This is a genomic window from Paraburkholderia sp. ZP32-5, assembly GCF_021390495.1.
Classification (GTDB): domain Bacteria; phylum Pseudomonadota; class Gammaproteobacteria; order Burkholderiales; family Burkholderiaceae; genus Paraburkholderia.
Window position 1 is genome coordinate 560,316 of record NZ_JAJEJP010000002.1, and the last position, 15,876, is coordinate 576,191.

The window sequence follows — 15,876 nt, forward strand, 5'->3', positions numbered from 1 at the left end:
CAGGGACATCAACCTCGGGGGAGGAGGTCGTGTTTTTTGGGGCGGTGCAATCCGGGATGATGCGGCCACGTCTTTAACGTGGCAGGGGGCGTTACGTCGGTTGATTAGTCGCTGGAAGTCGCGGCAAGCTGTTCTTCAAACGCAGCGAGAAAGTTAGGGTCACTGAGTCGCGCCAGCGCGATATGCAGTGCCTTCGTCTCGGCTTTGCCGATCGTCGCTTCGAACGCGGTTTGCGCCTGAGTCCAGAGCTTTTCCGTTTCGGTCAGTTTGGCCCGGCCCTGCGGCGTCAGGCTGATCAGCCGATGGCGGCGGTCGTCCGGGTTGGCGCTACTGCAAACATAGCCGTCGCGTTCCAGCGGCTTTAGCGTGTGCGCGAGCGCGCCCGCGTCCATCACCAGCGTTTCCGCCAGCGCGCCCACCGCGGTGGGCATCGAGCGGCCTATCTCGGCAAGAATCGCGCGCTGCGTGATTTTCAGGCCAGCCGGGGCCAGCGCGGCATCGTATATCAGCGACAAGCGGCGGCTCGCCTTGCGAAGCGAGGTGCAGCTGCAGGAGCTTTTATTGGCGGGTTTTCGCTTGTTCATCGTCATTTTCCTTGCTGGGCGGTATCCGCTGACCACGACAAGTGTAGGGCAAAGCGGGTGTCATCGAAATACTAGCATATGCATGGGAATTGCTATATTGTCTGCATATGCCAGTATCTGGATAACTTCCCTACCGTGGAGAATAGCGATGCCCCTCGTGCGTATTGAACTGTTGAAAGGCAAGAGTGCCACTTACCGTCAGGAACTCGGCCGCGTTGTGTATGAGGCTATGTTGGGCGCGAATGTGCCGGTGAACGATCGCTTCGTGATCGTCAGTGAGCACGAAGCGGACAACTTCCAGTTCGATGAAACCTATCTCGGCATAGCGCGCAACGACGACCTGGTGATCATTCAGATCACCTGGAACGAGGGTCGTACGGTTGAGCAGAAGAAAGCCCTCTATAAGGCCATCGCCGAGGGTCTCGCGATTTCACCGGGTGTGCAACCCGAGAACGTTTTCATCAACCTCGTCGAGGTCAAAAAGGAAAACTGGTCGTATGGGCATGGCATTGCCCAGTACGTTGTGTAGAGCAACAACCGCCGCCGCGATCAGCGCGGCTGCTTGCCGTTACTTTGGCAGCAGTCCGCTTGCGCGGTAGCTATCGATCAATGCATCGAAGAGGCCGATATCCGAGCGGCCTCGCGCCATTAACTGCGCGCCGACGATCGCAGCGAAGATCGCGCCCGCCCGTCGCTTTGCTTCTTTCGGGCCGGCGATCTTCGCAGCGCGCAGCATCTTTGCCAGCCATTCGATATTGACGTCCGAGAAAGCCTGGACTTCCTTCTTCACGACCTCGGGCAAATCGTCGTACTCCGCCGTCATGAAGCTCGCGAGACACATGCGGTTATCGTTTTCAAGCGACTTCCGGAAGGTCTCATCGGGGTATCGGCGCAGGCTCTCGACCGGGTCTTGCGTTTCATTGCTCAGCGCTTCCAGCATCGCAGCCGTGTCTTCCCAATAGCTCCTCGCCACCGCGGCGGCAAGATCCGCCTTGCTTGGGAAGTGATGGTAGAGGCTCGCAGCCTTGATACCGACATCCTCGGCGAGGCTGCGGACATTCAAACCGCCGTATCCATGTGCCTGAGCGATTCGGGTGGCGGCGGCCAGGATCTTGTCGCTCGAATTCGTGCCTGATTCCTTCACGGGATCGCCTTGATAAAAAGCTGTTGACGAACCGTAGTATAGCGCCTACGATTCGAGCCTAACAAACGTTAGGTAAATAAATCGCCTGGCTTTGTATCTTTCATCTACGATCGTCAGAGGCAATCCATGAAATCCGAAATCTTCCGTCAAGACGCAACGAAGCTTGCAGAGCTGATCCGTACCAAAGAGGTGTCGCCCGTAGAGGTCGTGAAGGCACACCTCGAACGCATCGACGCGACGAACCCGAAGATCAATGCAATCGTCTCGGTCGCGAACGACGCACTGAACGCCGCAAAGGCCGCGGAAGCCGCGGTACTGGCAGGCGAGGAACTGGGCCCGCTGCATGGCGTTCCGTTCACGGCGAAGGACTCCATCGATACCGCCGGTGTATTGACTCAACTGGGCTCGCCGATCTTTAAAGGCCGTATTCCCGACGTCGACGCGCCTACGGTGGCGCGCATGAAAAAGGCCGGCGGCATCCTGCTGGCGAAGACCAACCTGCCGGAATTCTCTTACTGGATCGAGAGCGACAACCTGTTGTCGGGCCGCACGCTGAATCCGTGGAATCTCGAGCGCACGCCGGGTGGATCGAGCGGCGGCGAGTCGGCGGCAATCGCGGCGGGTATGTCGCCGATCGGGCTTGCTACCGACGTCGCGATTTCGATTCGCGGTCCGGCCGCATTGACCGGCGTGGTCGGACTCAAAGCGACGCACGGGCGTATCCCGATGACGGGTATCTGGCCGCGGGTACCGCGCCGCTTCTGGCACGTTGGCCCGATTGCGCGAACGGTTCGTGACGTGGCGCTTGCCTACTCGCTGCTTGCTGGTCCCGACGGCGCCGACGGCTTTTCGACGAGCCCGGTTACGCTGGATGCGGGTATCGGCGCGAAGCCGAGCCGGCCGATTCGAGTGGGCTGGCTCGTGGAGCCGGGCTTTGGCCTCATCGATAACGATGTCGCCGCAACGGTGCAAGCGGCGGCCGAAGCATTGAAGGGCCAGGGCGTCATCGTGGAGCCGGTACGTATCCCCGTGCTGGAGCAGATCAACGCGCTCGAACTGCTTTGGAAACTCCAGGCCATGGAGACCAAGCCTGCGTTCCGCAAGGCAACGGCTGGCCACGAAGACCTGATCTACAAGCACGCGCAAGGCGTTTTCGACACGCCCGATACGTCAATCGAAGACTTCGTTCTGGCCGAGCAGCAGATCGAAGCAATGCGGGACGGCTTCGCTCAATACTTCCAGCGCTACGACGCATTGCTTTGCCCGGTGACGCCGGTGCCGGCGCATGCGCACGACGCGTCGGAATTCATCATCAACGGTCAGTCGGTGTCCTCTTTGCACGTGATGGATGCAACCGCGCCGCTTAGCGTGACGGGTTTGCCGGGCCTGTCGTTGCGCTTCGGCACGAGCCATGAAGGTCTGCCGGTCGGTGTGCAACTGGTTTCGCCGTGGTTGGCGGAATCGACGATTCTGCATCTCGGTGCGCTGCTGGAGTCGGTCAGCCCGGTTCGGGATCTGCATCCGGAGTAATCCAGTCCAGCAAGCGGAATTGGCGCATCACGCCCGGTTAAAACGTTGGGTGTGATGCGCCGCACACGCACGCGCGCACGTCATTGTCTTTGAACACGCTTACCTCGCTGGACCTGGCGGATCCGCGAAGAGCTTCGCCGGGGCGCAAATCAGCTATGCCGGGCGACCGGTGTCTACCTGGTCCTTCGGGCCGATTCGCCAGATGCGGCCGCGCGGCAAACATTGCCGCCGAAATTCAAGTTCGACGATGCCACGTTCGTGAAGATGTGATCGGACTATCCTGACGCAATCTCCTCATTAATCGTGCATGGAAAGGCGCGCGGCGGTCCATGGCGACTGCAAACGCGCGCGCTCCACCGGTGACCGGAATCGCCGTTTTTACGACATTTGAGGCGCGTATCTCCGTGCTAACTTTTGATGCATCAAAACCGGGTGACGAGTAGAACCATGGCGATCAAGGGCGAACCTCGCGACATGCTTTGAGCACGCTTACCCAGCCACTTTTCTAATTTCAGACATGTCGAAACCACAGAACCCGCAGCGCCGTCGTATGTTGGGCAACACCTCCGCCTTCGCCGCGCTGACCTTGCTGGATCTGGCCGCATCCGCAAAGAGCTTCGCCGGGGCGCAAATCAGCTATGCCGAGCGACCGGTGTCTGCCTGGTCCTTCGGCCCGATTCGCCAGATCGATGCCGGCAAACTGAATATCGGATACGCCGAAGCAGGTCCTGCGAATGGGCCGGTGGTGATTCTGCTGCACGGGTGGCCTCACGATATCCATAGTTTCGTTGAGGTGACGCCGATCCTCGCCGCAGCGGGCTATCGCGTCATCGTTCCTTATCTCAGGGGCTATGGCCCGACGCGTATCGTTTCGTCGGACACGCCGCGCAACGGGCAGCAATCGGTGTTCGCCGCCGACATCATTGCATTGATGGACGCACTGAAGATCGACAAGGCAGTACTCGCGGGTTTCGACTGGGGCGGTCGCGCGGCAAACATCATCGCCGCGATATGGCCTGAGCGTTGCGTGGCGCTCGTATCGGCAAGCGGTTATCTGATCGGTAGCCAGCAAGCCTATCGCAAACCATCGGCGCCTCAAGGTGAGCTACAGGCGTGGTTTCAATACTACTTCGCGACCGAGCGTGGTGCCGAAGGTTACGCGGAGAATCGCAACGACTTCAACAAGCTGATCTGGCAGAACGCGTCGCCGAAATTCAGGTTCGACGATGCCACGTATTTGCGTACGGCCCAGGCCTTCGACAATCCCGATCATGTGGCAATCGTCATTCATAACTACCGTTGGCGGCTCGGGCTTGTTCAAGGCGAATCGCAGTATGACGAACTGGAAAAGAAACTGGCGCTGACGCCCAGCATCTCGGTGCCGACCATCACGTTGGAAGGCGATGCCAATGGCGCGCCGCATCTGCCGGCCGCCGCGTACGCAAAGCTGTTCACGGGCAAGTATCAACACCGTGAAGTGAAAGGAGGGATCGGCCATAACTTGCCGCAGGAAGCACCGAAGGCTTTTGCCGACGCAGTGCTGCAGGTCGTGAAGATGTGATCGAACGGCCGGAATCGCCGTCTTTACGACATTTGAGTCGCGCATCACCGTGTTAACTTTGATGCATCAAAAACCGAGTAAGGAGTAGCACCATGGCAATCAAGGGCGAACCTCGTGACATGCAACGCTGGAAGGATGTCGTATTGAACCCGGCCTTGCGATTTCCCGGCGAATCGGACGAATACCGTATTGCGCGCGATGAACTGCTAAAGAGTGAGGACGAGTTGCGGCAGTTGAACGACAAGGTCGTTGCCCAACGCCGTGCTCTTCCGCCGGGAGGTCTGATCAAGGAAGACTACGTCTTCGAACTCGCGGGCGACGGTAAAACTATCAGGTTCTCTGAGCTATTCGGGCCGGGAAAAGATTCTCTGGTGATCTACAACATGATGTTTCCACGTTGGCCGGAGGACAAACGAGCGGGCGCGTCTTGCGGAAAGACCGCCGAGTTGCCGCTCGTCGAGCAGCCATGCCCGTCGTGCACATCCGTGGTGGACGGCCTCGAAGGCGCCGCATTTCACGTTGCCGAACGAACCAACCTCGTCGTGATCGCAAAAGCGAGCCCCGAGCGACTGGGTGCCTACGCACGCGAGCGCGGGTGGAATAACCTGTGCCTGCTTTCGTCGCGTAACAACACCTTTAACCGCGACTATTACGCGGAGAACGCCGAAGGTGTTCAACTTGCCGTTCTCAACGCTTTCGCGCGGTACGAGGATGGCATTCGACATCATTGGACGAGTGAACTCGCGTTCAAACACGGTACGACCACGCCACTCGAATCGATCTGGCCGATCTACGGCATCCTGGGGGTGACGCGCGAAGGCCCCGGCGACCGGGCTGCTTACCCTAACTTGCAATACTGAGTCCCGTCATCCAACGGCTATCTGTCGTTGGAGAAAGCAGCGCGGGCGTCGATGGCTGTCATACCGGCGGCTTGCGACGCCCGCGCGCGAAATGAGTCATCGCCAAAGAGTTCTTCAGATGCTGATGCCTGCCTGGCTGCTCGGCAGTCTGACAACAGTCATGCTTGGGCTGGCTTTAGTCAATACCTGTCGTTTGTTACTTCGACTGCTGCCGTTATATAGCCGATCGATTGCCGGGTCGGCACGCACGCATACTCAATGGCACGACATTGCCGGTCTCGATGCAGAACTTGCGCAATGTTTGATGGCCATCTCGATGGCTGGTGTGCTGATACCGCGAATTGCAGTGTTGCCGGCTTTGACGTGGCAGGTCGTGTTCGTAGGCCTTGCCGCATGGTTCGGCTTGCAATGTCTTGACGGAGTTCGCGCAAATGGAGCAGATGGACTTTGGCATCGGCATGGCGTCATCCATCTGCTTCATTGTCTGGCAACCGTCTATATGTTTTCCAACGCGCAGATCGGCCCATTGTGTTCGCAACAAAGCGGCGTGGCCGGATATCTGACGCTTGCCCACATCATTGCTTTTGTTATCGGCGGTGAATGTGTCTGGAGTCTATTCCGCGCTAGCGCGAACAGACGGTTGGCAGCTCGTGCCGAGGCCAGCACTCAGAGTCTCGTATGCCGGTGCGCGATGGCTATGTCGATGGCCATCATGCTGCTAACGATGAACTGAGCCGAACAACGAGCCCTCGATTGGCGCCGGACTAAACCGGTTCGCTCTCAGTGACAGCATCGCGATGCGGCTGGCGAGGCATTACACGCGACGACTTGCCGAAAGTCCGCGTCAACGCGCGGCGCATGCGGTCGCGGTCGCCGAAGCCGGTCATGCGCGCGACGACATCGAGCGGATGATTGCTGTCTTCCAGTAATCTGCGCGCCTCTTCCAGTCGAAGACGTTCGATGGCTTTGGCCGGTGTCTGGCCGGTTTCCGACTGAAATACCCGGCTGAATTGTCGTGGCGACAGATTGGCAATGTCCGCCAATTCGCCCACGCTCAAGCGCTTCGTGAGGTTCGCGCGGGCATAGTTCAACACGACCTGAATCCGGTCTGAACTGCCCTCCAGTTCAAGAAGCGCGGAGAACTGCGACTGGCCGCCTGAGCGTCGGTGGTAAAGGAGCAGGCGCCGCGCGACGTTGCGTGTTGCCTCCACGCCCAAATCCTGTTCGATCAATGCCAGCGCGAGGTCGATGCCGGCGGTCATACCGGCGGATGTCCAGATGGGACCATCCGAAATGAAGATGCGATCTTCGTCGACCTTTACCGTGGGATAACCGGCGCGCAGATCCGCCGCCCGGTCCCAGTGCGTCGTCGCTCGTCTGCCATCGAGCAGACCCGCTTCGGCCAGCACGAACGCTCCATGACAAGTCGCGGCGATCCGTCGACAAAACGACGGCGTCGCGCGAATCAACTCGATCAACTCGGCGGAAGGTTCTTCGAGGCTTGCGCCAACGACAATCAGATCGTAATGACCGGTGGCAATCGGCTCGGTCATGATCTCGAAGCCAAGCGAGGTCCGCACGAGTCCGCCATGCATCGACACCATCCGCACGTCATAGATGGGCCTGGCCGCCTGCAGGTTTGCTATTTCGAACGGAGCCGTGACGGCGATTCCCATCGGCTGGTATCCGGGATAGATCAGAAAGCCGACTTTACGCATTCGTTTCTCCGCGCTCTACTCATCCGAATAGAACTTTGGCTGCGCAGCTCACGCTTCAATCCAGCAAAGCATTGGCCGGACTCTCGCTCGACACCGCATGGGGCGCCGTCTCATTCGCATCCGTCAGCCACCACGTCAGTACGACTGCGATAAGCGCGACGGCGGCGGCAACGCTCAGAACGGCGTGATAGCCATGAGCCAGGCTTTCGACCAACACGGCGGCATCCACGTGTTGATTCGTCAGCACATGCGCGGCACCCGCGAAATCTCCGTTGGCGGTCAGCCGTGTCATCAGTGCCAGGTCTTGCGCGGACGCGAACGGAAAGTGCAGCGCGATATCGCCCGCAACGCTCGTGAACAGCACGGCGCCCAACGCGGCAAAGCCGAGCACCAGGCCGCTGAAACGCACCGTTCCCGCAATGCCCGATGCCATACCGGCCCGTTCAACCGGGATCACCGTCATGCTGACTTTAGGCACCTGACCATTCAGGATGCCCGCACCCAACGACGCGATAAACATCGGTACCAGCACCTGCAGATAATCCAGCCTTTCGATAACCATGGACGTCAGCACGAGACCAACCGCGACAAGACCCAGGCCAATCGACAGCAGCGCCCGTCCGGACAGCCGATGATCCAGTTGCGCCGACACGATGCGCGGCACGATAAACAGCGGCGCCGCCAGTGGCAGCATCATCAAGCCGGCGTTGAGCGGCGTCTGGTGAAGGGCGCTTTGAAAGAAGAACGGCAGATAGGTCAGCATCGTCAGGAACGTCACCGGATAGGCGACGCCAGCGATATTGGCGCCGAGAAAGGTGCGCTTGGTGAAATAGGACAGATCGACCATCGGCCGGGACTCGCGCCGCTCGACGATGATGAACGCAATCAATAGCAGCACTGCGATGCCGGCGCGCCACAGTACGCCGTGGCTGCTCCAGCCTTCGCGATTGCCGGAAATCAGCGCCCAGGTCAGCAATCCGAGGAAGCCGCTGAACAGCACCACACCCATCAGATCGATGCGGCTGGCAACGGGATCTTTGGATTCAGTTACGGCAAACAGCGTAAGCCCGATCATGATGACCCCGATCGGCAGGTTCACGTAAAACGCCCACTGCCAGCCCAGCGTTTGCGTGATGAATCCGCCGGCCACGGGCCCGAGCATCACCGCGATACCGATGACGGAACCCCAGAAGGCAAATGCTTTCGCGCGCTCTTTACCGTGGAAACCATGCGACAGCACGGCCAATGCAGCGCTCAGCAACAGTGCCGCACCAACGCCCTGGACCGCCCGCGCGACGTTCAACAGAAGCGCCGAGTTGGCCGCGCCGCAAAAGAACGACGCCACTGTGAATATCGCGAGCCCGAGCACCAGAATGCGCTTGCGTCCAAACCGGTCCGCCAGCGCGCCCGCCGGCATCAGCAGGCTGGCGAAGGTCAGCGTGTAGGCCGAGATCACCCATTCGATCGATGCGAAGTCCGCGTGCAGCGATTGCGCGATCGGACTCAGCGATACCGCGACGATGTTGGCGTCCATATTGAGCATGAACGACGGGACCGATACGCACAGCAGAAGCAGCAACTTTCGATTCATAAAATCCACTTGATTCAGATGGGGTGATGCGAGTCAGCTGCCACGCGGCGGGGCGACGCGTAACTCCGCATCACGTGCTGACGCTGCGGAGTTACGCCGCGCGCGATGCGTCTATCGCCTTATCGACCGGCATCGCCGCGGCGATACTCGACGGTGAGATCGTCGAGTCGCGCTTTGAGGTCGGCCGACAGGTCGTAATCGATGGCGGCCAGCGTGCTATCGAGATGCTCCGCGCGGCTGGCGCCGAGGATCACCGACGTGATGTCCGGATTGCCTAGCACCCACGCGACCGACAGCGTCGGCAACGGCACGCCTCGCGAGTCCGCCAGGTTCGTCAGTTCATCGATCGTCGCGAATTCGCGGTCATGCCAATAGCGCTGCATATACATCGCGCCGAAGTTGCCGAGTTCCGCGGAGAAGCGGCCGGTGGTCGGCGTGTGATCGCGTTTGTACCGTCCGCTCAGAAGACCGCCGGCGAGCGGATTGAACGGGGTAATGGCGAGGCCTTCTTCGCGTGCGAGCGGAAACAGATCGCGCTCGATCTCGCGAAACAGCAGGTTGTAGCGCGGCTGCGCCGAAGCGAAACGCACCAGCCGCGCCGTTTCCTGTTTGCCGATCGCGCGGGCGAGGCGATACGCGAGGAAGTTCGATACGCCGATATAACGTGCTTTACCGGACCGGACGATGGAGTCGAGCGTTTCGACCGTCTCGTCGAGCGGCGTTGTCATATCGTCCATGTGCAACTGGTACAGATCAATGTAGTCGGTGTCCAGGCGGCGCAACGACGCGTCGATCGCGTCGAGCAGGTGCTTGCGCGACGAGCCCTTGTTCCACGGCAAAGGCCCCATCGGACCGCCTGCTTTCGTGCCGACGATATATTGGTCGCGCCTGCCCTTCAGCCATCGGCCGGTAATCACTTCCGAGCCGCCGAGCCCGTCCGCGGTCGCGCCGGCCGGGTACATATCGGCGGTGTCGATGAAGTTCACGCCTGCGTCGGCCGCCTTCCCCAGAATGCGGAAAGCCTCGTTTTCATCGGTCTGATGACCGAATGTTCCCGTTCCGATGCAAAGGCGGGACACCGTGAGACCAGTACGGCCGAATTGCTTGAACTGCATGACAACCTCCGTCGAAAGAGTCGCGAAACCGCGCGCGGCGGCAAATGTAACGGTTACTATATTTGCGCGACGAAAGGCTCGTCAAGAAGATTCTGTAGGGAATGCTATATTTGACGCTGATGTGAATTGGAAAGGTGATGCATGGCACGGGCAAGGGGCTTCGATATCGACGAAGCGATCAGAACGGCGACGAACATGTTCTGGCGTCAGGGTTATGAAAGGACTTCGCTCGCCGACCTGACGGCCGCGATGGGGATTACGCCGCCCAGCTTCTATTTCGCGTTCGGCAACAAGGAGGGACTCTTCAGGCAGGTCCTCAAGTACTACGTCGAGACGCGCCTGGCTAGCGCGGAGCAGGCATTGGATGAACCGACCGCGCGTGGCGTCGCCGAGTCGCTGCTGCATCGGCTGCTGGATCTGTATACCGATGAAACCTGTCCGCCGGGCTGTCTGGTCGTGAATTCCACGCTGTCGCGCACCGACGAGACGGCGTCGATACGCGCGGAACTGGCGGCGTCCCGCAACGAGCGCAGAAAGCGTCTAAGCGCGCGCTTTCAGAAGGCCAAGGACGATGGCGATCTGCCGCCCGAAGCTGATCCGGACGAACTCGCGCGCTATCTGATGGTGGTGGGCTGGGGGTTGGCCTTTGCCGCACAGGCCGGGATGACGCGGGAAGAACTGCGCGGCACGATCGCACTCGCGCTGGACAGCTGGCCGCGTTGAGTTGGCTTGAGCCGGCTCGCGCGGCAGAACAGAATTTGTGGACAAGCGGAAGTTGAACCCGGGTTCCAACTTCCGCTTACCGCGTTACTCCTTCACACACCGAAACCCTGCATAAACGTACTGGTAGTGCGGTTGAAACCAGTTGCGGAATTCCGGTCGCAGCATGCATGACGCGGTGCGCGCCGAACCGCCTTTGAGCACGTAATGCTGCCCATCGAAAAAGTTGGCCGAGTAGCCGGGGTAGAACGGAAACGCCTGGAAATCCGGCAATGCGTCGAATACCGTCGATGTCCACTCCCAGCCATTGCCGAACTGGCCTTCCACGCCGAATGCGCTGACGTTGTCCGGATACGCATCGACCGGCTGCGGATCCCAGCTGCGGAAATCGAAATTGCCCGACGCCGCCTGGGGCGCGCCGTGCGCGGCGCGTTGCCATTGCGCTTCGCTCGGCAAGCTCTTGCCGGCCCAGCGCGCGTAGGCGCTCGCTTCGGCGTGACTGACATAGACGGGCCAGTCGAGCGGCAGCGGCACCTCGTCGAACATCGTGCGCAGCATCCACTCGTGCTTCCCATCGTCGCTCGCGGTGCGTTGCGACCAGCCCGCCGGATGCGCGATCTGCTCGGCTTCCTTCCACGCCCAATCTTTCGGCGACCACCACTTCGATTCGCGATAACCGCCATCCTCGACGAACGCGAGAAATGCGCCGTTCGTCACCATATGACGATCGATATCGAAAGCGGGCACGTCCACCCGCATTTCGCCGAATTCGTTGTCCCAGCCGAAGCGGCCGGCCTCGCGCGGCATCCCGAGCACGGCCTGACCAGCCGGCACGCTGACCATCGACGACAACGCATCGCGCGGCTCCGGCCGCGTGACCACCGGCTTGCGCAACGCGGTGTCCTTTTGCGCGATCGGCAGCTGATGCAGCATGTACGCGAGTGTTTCCGCATGCATCAAGCGATGTTCGATCGCGACGTTCAGCAGCTGCTCGGCCGCGTCGGCCCGCGCGGGGCTGCCGAGTTCGTCGAGCGCGGCATCGATCTGGCTGCGCGCCCGCGCGGCGTAGTCGCGTACGATGTCGAGCGACGGCCAGTCGGCGGGCTGATCGGTCGGAAAGCCGCCGCCGACCGGATCGATGCCGAACGCGAAAAGCTGGTCGAGCTCGGGGGCGAACGCCGGCAGATCGAACAGGCGCTGATCGAACAGATTGCGATCGAACGCTTCCAGATGGCCGATATAGAACACGATCCGGTGACGTTCGCGGATCGGGCGTTCATACAGAAAGTCGGGTTTAACGACGGCAAAAAGAGCGTCGCTGATTCGACGCGCGTCGATCAGGCGCTGCACGAGTGGGTGATGCGGGGCGGGGTCGCGATTCATGTCGCCGGGGCTCCTGTGTCGATCGGAGTGGGCGCTCGTGCCCACTCCAGTCCCATCAATCAGGTTACTGGGGAATCCGAAAACTGTACCTGCTTGCAGGGGCTGTGCCAAGGCGCAAAGCGCGCTCGACGAGCGGGGGAGCCGGGCCGATCGGCAAAGCGGCGAAACATGCGCAAGGCAAACTGAACGCGCCGGCGAAGGCCCCAAACAGCGGCCGATGGGCGATCTGGCGTGGTGGGCGCGTATGGGCAGCAGCAAGCGCTCGCGCGAGCACTCGCCGTGCAGAAGCGGCCTAGACCTGCCGCAGCCCTTCCAGATCGACGATCCTGATGCGCTTGCCTTGCGTGTCGATCAGGCCGCGCTTTTGAAATCTTGACAGGGTGCGGCTCACGGTTTCAAGCGTCATGCCGAGGTAGCTGCCCATGTCCTCGCGGGTCATGCGCAGATTGAATTCCGACCACGAATAGCCGCGCTGCGCATTACGCTGCGATACGTCGAGCAGGAAAGCCGCGACGCGTTCGTCGGCGGATAGCGAACCGAGCATCATCATCTGCGCGGCCTCGCTGACGATCTGCGCGCCGAGCAGCTTGTGCATGCGCTCCTGCATCGAGCTGATCTCGCGGCACAGCAGCTTCAGCGCGCTGTACGGAACGATGCAGACGGTGCTGTCCTCCAGCGCGACTGCGCTGCATGCATAGACATCCGTGCTGATGCCGTCGAGCCCAAGGGCTTCGCCCGCAAGCCGCAAACCGGTGACCTGCTCGCGGCCATCGCGATGGGTCATCACGGTTTTCATCGAGCCTGAGCGCACTGCGTAGATGCTGTCGAAATGGTCGCCGCTACGATACAGCGCCTCGCCGCGCTGCAGCGTGCGCGCCGAGCAGATCAAGGTTTCGAGCTTCGGCAGTTCCTCCGCCGACAGTCCCTGCGGCATGCAGAGCTGCCGCATCGAACAGCTCGAACAGCGCGCGGCGGTACGCGCAGCCGCGCGTGGCGCCGCGGCCCGCCGGCTGACACGCGCGGCTGGCGCGCTGGTGGGGTGCTCCGTCACCTCTGTTACGCCGGGCGAACGAATCATGGAAGGGATAACAGCGGAAGGAGTCGACATGGTCTGCGCGCGATTGTCGTAGTAATGGTGGATTGTCCCATCCGCTATGGCGCGCGCCAGATGGCAAAGCGCCGCGTCCGTCAGCGGATATCCGGGGCGATGGAGCGTACTCGCGCGGGAGCGGAACGATGAACCGCCGCGGTTTGCGTCAACGTTCGTGGTTGATGCGTTTGGCGGCCGAGGCGATTCACGTTGGGTGATTCGGCTTCGGCCCGGCGGCGCATCGGGCGCTGCCGGGCGCGGGGCGCGTGCTGCGAAAGCTCAGGCGGGCTCCTTCGCGGTGCCCACGGCGGAGGGGATCAGCAGCACGGGAAGGGTGGCCTGGCGCACGCAGCGCTCGGCGACGCTGCCGAGAATCAGCCGCTGGAAGCCGCGCCTGCCGTGCGTGCCCATCACCAGCAGATCGGCGTTGAACTCGGCCGCGGCCTTCAGCACGATCTCCGACACATCGCCGAGCGACGATGCCTCGGCGACTGCCGGGTCGCCCTTGACCCCCTGTTCGGCCATCACCTTCGAGAACTCCGCGCGCAGTTCCTTGCCTTCTTCGACCAGCCGGTCGCGCAGGATAGTCGGATCGTAGCCGGGCGCTTCGAAATACATCGGCGTGTTTTCGACGACATAGAAAGGCCGCAGAACCGCGCCGTTGGATTTGGCGAGATCAAGCGCCGCTTCGAACGCGCGACGCGACGTGTTGCTGCCGTCGACCGCGACAAGGATGCGTGTGTACATATCGACTCCGCGTCTGAAAGTGCGCCTACCGTGACTATTGTTGCGGCAGGGTTTATTGATCTTTTGTACCAGCGAAGCTTAGATGATCGCCGGAAAAGATGTATTCGACCAGGATGTAAATCAAACTTTTGCCAAATTTTCCCGGAATAGCGTGCAGCTGCCGGACAGCGTGATGGCGGCCTTCACGGGCAATCCTGGGTGCATAAGTTTGCTGGGGCGAACAGGGTTGGCCTTACAATCACGCCATATTCAGACAAGCTGCCCAGTCCGCTGATGAACGACCGCAAAATCAAGGGCTTGCCCGACCAGATTTACAGCGACATTCTCAACCGCATTCTCGAAGGCGAGTACAAGGAAGGCGAACGCTTGCCGACCGAGCATGCGCTTGCCGAGCGTTTCGCGACGTCGCGACCGACTGTGCGCGAAGCGCTTGCGCGGCTGCGGGCGGACGGCATCATCTCGACGCGGCACGGCTCGGGCACGACCGTCGCCCGGCGGCCCGATCCGGACGTGCGCCGGTTCGCGCCGCTCGAAACGCTGTCCGATATCCGCCGCTGCTACGAATTTCGCATCGTGACCGAGGCGGGCGCGGCCGCCCACGCCGCGCTGAAGGCCGATGCCGACGACATCGCCGCGATCCAGCATGCGTGGGACGAGCTGGAGCGGATCATCGAGGCGCAGGGGATTGGCGCGAAAGACGACTTCATGTTCCACCTCGCGGTCGCGCGCGCGTCGAAAAACCCGTTTTTCATCACGGTGATGTCGTTTATCGAAGAGCAGATCGTGTTCAGCATGAATCTGTCGCGCAACCTGTCGCTCGTGAAGACGATCGAGCGGCAGCGGCTCGTGCAGGCCGAGCATATGGCCGTGCTCGACGCGATCCGCCGCAAGGACGCGGCGGCCGCGGGCGCGGCGATGCGCTCGCATCTCGAAAATGCGCTCGAGCGGATGTTCGGGTCCTGAGTCCGCTCCCCGCGGTTCGCCGCTGCTACTGCTACTGACGCTGCTGAACCGCCGCTGGCCAGACAGGCCGCAAATCGGATCGCAAGGCTGTTGTGACCGACCTGGGATCGACCCGCGACCTGCTCACCAGGCCGTGACGCCGTCCGTCAGGCCGCAGCGGCAACCGGTCCGAACAGCGAAGTCAGCGTCTTCGCGCTCACCGCGACATCGAGTGCCACCGCCCGTTCCACGCCGATCTGCAGCGGCTCGCCAAGCCGGCTGATATCGAGCCCGGCCCGCCGCAGCATCCGTTCGATCGGTGTAGTCGTCACCGTCACGTAGTGTGTGATACCCATGCGCTGCGCGAATCGCATGACTTCCTGGATCGCGCGGATCGTCATGTCCGTGAAGCCGAATGACTGTCCCTCACCGCCGGTTTCGATCGCCCACCGGCTCAGCTCCCAGATATGCCGCCCGACCGGCGCCGCCGCGCCGTGCAGCAGTTGCGGGAAGGTGTCCTTCAGCATGTTGGGGCCTTCGGTCGGCATCAGCCGCCAGCAGCCGCGCAAGCGCTGATCTTCGTCCTGAATCAGCATGTAGTGCGGGCCGAGCGCGTCGTAGCCGTCGATCTCCATTCCCGCGATAGTCGGGATTTCCCAGCCGAGCCGGCCGTGAAATACCCGCGCCCGCAGGCGGTACATCTCGTTGATGAGTTCGTTGTCAAATTCCTGACGCATTCCAATACGGATCGTAGTTTGCATGACGTTCTCCTGAACGTGTTGGGGTTGCCAATACGCTGGAAAACTTATGCATTTTGAATCTCTCTGCCACCTACCTACCTGGATAGGTGTGCATGCTTATCGGGTAAAGCAGAATTCGAACACGTATCCG

Annotated in this window: 16 protein-coding genes; 7 read left to right on the forward strand and 9 right to left on the reverse strand. The window is 61.2% G+C overall.

The genetic code is table 11. The features are described 5' to 3' along the window. Nucleotides 1-104: 104 nt before the first annotated feature. Nucleotides 105-590: a MarR family winged helix-turn-helix transcriptional regulator gene (locus L0U82_RS21320; protein ID WP_233834257.1), complete on the reverse strand. Its 486-nt coding sequence runs from the start codon at nucleotides 588-590 to the stop codon at nucleotides 105-107. Nucleotides 591-732: 142 nt separating this feature from the next. Here L0U82_RS21320 and L0U82_RS21325 point away from each other — a divergent pair, with 142 nt between their 5' ends. Next, nucleotides 733-1,113: a tautomerase family protein gene (locus L0U82_RS21325; RefSeq protein ID WP_233834259.1), complete on the forward strand. Its 381-nt coding sequence runs from the start codon at nucleotides 733-735 to the stop codon at nucleotides 1,111-1,113. A gap of 39 nt (nucleotides 1,114-1,152) precedes the next feature. On the opposite strand, the gene L0U82_RS21330 is transcribed toward L0U82_RS21325, so the two are convergent. Beyond that, nucleotides 1,153-1,728, reverse strand: a complete 576-nt coding sequence (locus tag L0U82_RS21330) for a TetR/AcrR family transcriptional regulator (protein WP_233834260.1) — start codon at nucleotides 1,726-1,728, stop codon at nucleotides 1,153-1,155. Nucleotides 1,729-1,854: 126 nt separating this feature from the next. On the opposite strand from L0U82_RS21330, the gene L0U82_RS21335 reads away from it, so the two are divergent. The 4 genes from L0U82_RS21335 to L0U82_RS21350 all read left to right on the forward strand — a co-directional run bounded on the left by L0U82_RS21335 (nucleotide 1,855) and on the right by L0U82_RS21350 (nucleotide 6,412). After that, entirely contained in the window at nucleotides 1,855-3,258 is a 1,404-nt protein-coding gene (locus L0U82_RS21335) for an amidase (protein ID WP_233834261.1), read from the forward strand. Between the two features lie 517 nt (nucleotides 3,259-3,775). Next, the gene (locus L0U82_RS21340; protein ID WP_233834263.1) at nucleotides 3,776-4,819 is read left to right on the forward strand and encodes an alpha/beta fold hydrolase; all 1,044 of its coding nucleotides are present in this window, start codon (nucleotides 3,776-3,778) and stop codon (nucleotides 4,817-4,819) included. Nucleotides 4,820-4,911: 92 nt separating this feature from the next. Further along, the gene (locus tag L0U82_RS21345; RefSeq protein WP_233834265.1) at nucleotides 4,912-5,679 is read left to right on the forward strand and encodes a DUF899 family protein; all 768 of its coding nucleotides are present in this window, start codon (nucleotides 4,912-4,914) and stop codon (nucleotides 5,677-5,679) included. A gap of 118 nt (nucleotides 5,680-5,797) precedes the next feature. Continuing rightward, nucleotides 5,798-6,412, forward strand: coding sequence for a DUF5134 domain-containing protein (locus L0U82_RS21350; RefSeq protein ID WP_233834266.1), 615 nt, complete (start codon nucleotides 5,798-5,800; stop codon nucleotides 6,410-6,412). 31 nt (nucleotides 6,413-6,443) lie between these two features. On the opposite strand, the gene L0U82_RS21355 is transcribed toward L0U82_RS21350, so the two are convergent. From L0U82_RS21355 to L0U82_RS21365, 3 genes are all read right to left on the reverse strand, one after another. Continuing rightward, a complete protein-coding gene (locus L0U82_RS21355) occupies nucleotides 6,444-7,397 on the reverse strand; it encodes a GlxA family transcriptional regulator (RefSeq protein WP_233834268.1) in 954 nt (317 codons plus the stop codon). A gap of 55 nt (nucleotides 7,398-7,452) precedes the next feature. Beyond that, nucleotides 7,453-8,988, reverse strand: coding sequence for an MFS transporter (locus L0U82_RS21360; RefSeq protein ID WP_233834270.1), 1,536 nt, complete (start codon nucleotides 8,986-8,988; stop codon nucleotides 7,453-7,455). 119 nt (nucleotides 8,989-9,107) lie between these two features. Next, on the reverse strand, nucleotides 9,108-10,103 hold the full coding sequence (locus L0U82_RS21365; RefSeq protein ID WP_233834272.1) for an aldo/keto reductase: 996 nt from the start codon (nucleotides 10,101-10,103) through the stop codon (nucleotides 9,108-9,110). Nucleotides 10,104-10,244: 141 nt separating this feature from the next. On the opposite strand from L0U82_RS21365, the gene L0U82_RS21370 reads away from it, so the two are divergent. Continuing rightward, nucleotides 10,245-10,826, forward strand: a complete 582-nt coding sequence (locus L0U82_RS21370) for a TetR/AcrR family transcriptional regulator (RefSeq protein WP_233834274.1) — start codon at nucleotides 10,245-10,247, stop codon at nucleotides 10,824-10,826. Between the two features lie 84 nt (nucleotides 10,827-10,910). On the opposite strand, the gene L0U82_RS21375 is transcribed toward L0U82_RS21370, so the two are convergent. The 3 genes from L0U82_RS21375 to L0U82_RS21385 form a co-directional block, all read right to left on the reverse strand. Then, entirely contained in the window at nucleotides 10,911-12,206 is a 1,296-nt protein-coding gene (locus L0U82_RS21375) for an SUMF1/EgtB/PvdO family nonheme iron enzyme (protein ID WP_233834276.1), read from the reverse strand. A gap of 292 nt (nucleotides 12,207-12,498) precedes the next feature. Further along, nucleotides 12,499-13,155: a helix-turn-helix domain-containing protein gene (locus tag L0U82_RS21380; protein WP_233834278.1), complete on the reverse strand. Its 657-nt coding sequence runs from the start codon at nucleotides 13,153-13,155 to the stop codon at nucleotides 12,499-12,501. Between the two features lie 420 nt (nucleotides 13,156-13,575). After that, nucleotides 13,576-14,043 carry a universal stress protein gene (locus tag L0U82_RS21385; protein WP_233834280.1) on the reverse strand — a complete coding sequence of 156 codons (468 nt, stop codon included), beginning with the start codon at nucleotides 14,041-14,043 and terminating at the stop codon, nucleotides 13,576-13,578. 273 nt (nucleotides 14,044-14,316) lie between these two features. Between L0U82_RS21385 and L0U82_RS21390 the strand changes: the two genes are divergently transcribed. Next, nucleotides 14,317-15,006, forward strand: a complete 690-nt coding sequence (locus tag L0U82_RS21390; protein ID WP_233834281.1) for a FadR/GntR family transcriptional regulator — start codon at nucleotides 14,317-14,319, stop codon at nucleotides 15,004-15,006. Between the two features lie 146 nt (nucleotides 15,007-15,152). On the opposite strand, the gene L0U82_RS21395 is transcribed toward L0U82_RS21390, so the two are convergent. Continuing rightward, nucleotides 15,153-15,746 carry an acyl-homoserine-lactone synthase gene (locus tag L0U82_RS21395; RefSeq protein WP_233834282.1) on the reverse strand — a complete coding sequence of 198 codons (594 nt, stop codon included), beginning with the start codon at nucleotides 15,744-15,746 and terminating at the stop codon, nucleotides 15,153-15,155. Between the last annotated feature and the right edge of the window lie 130 nt (nucleotides 15,747-15,876).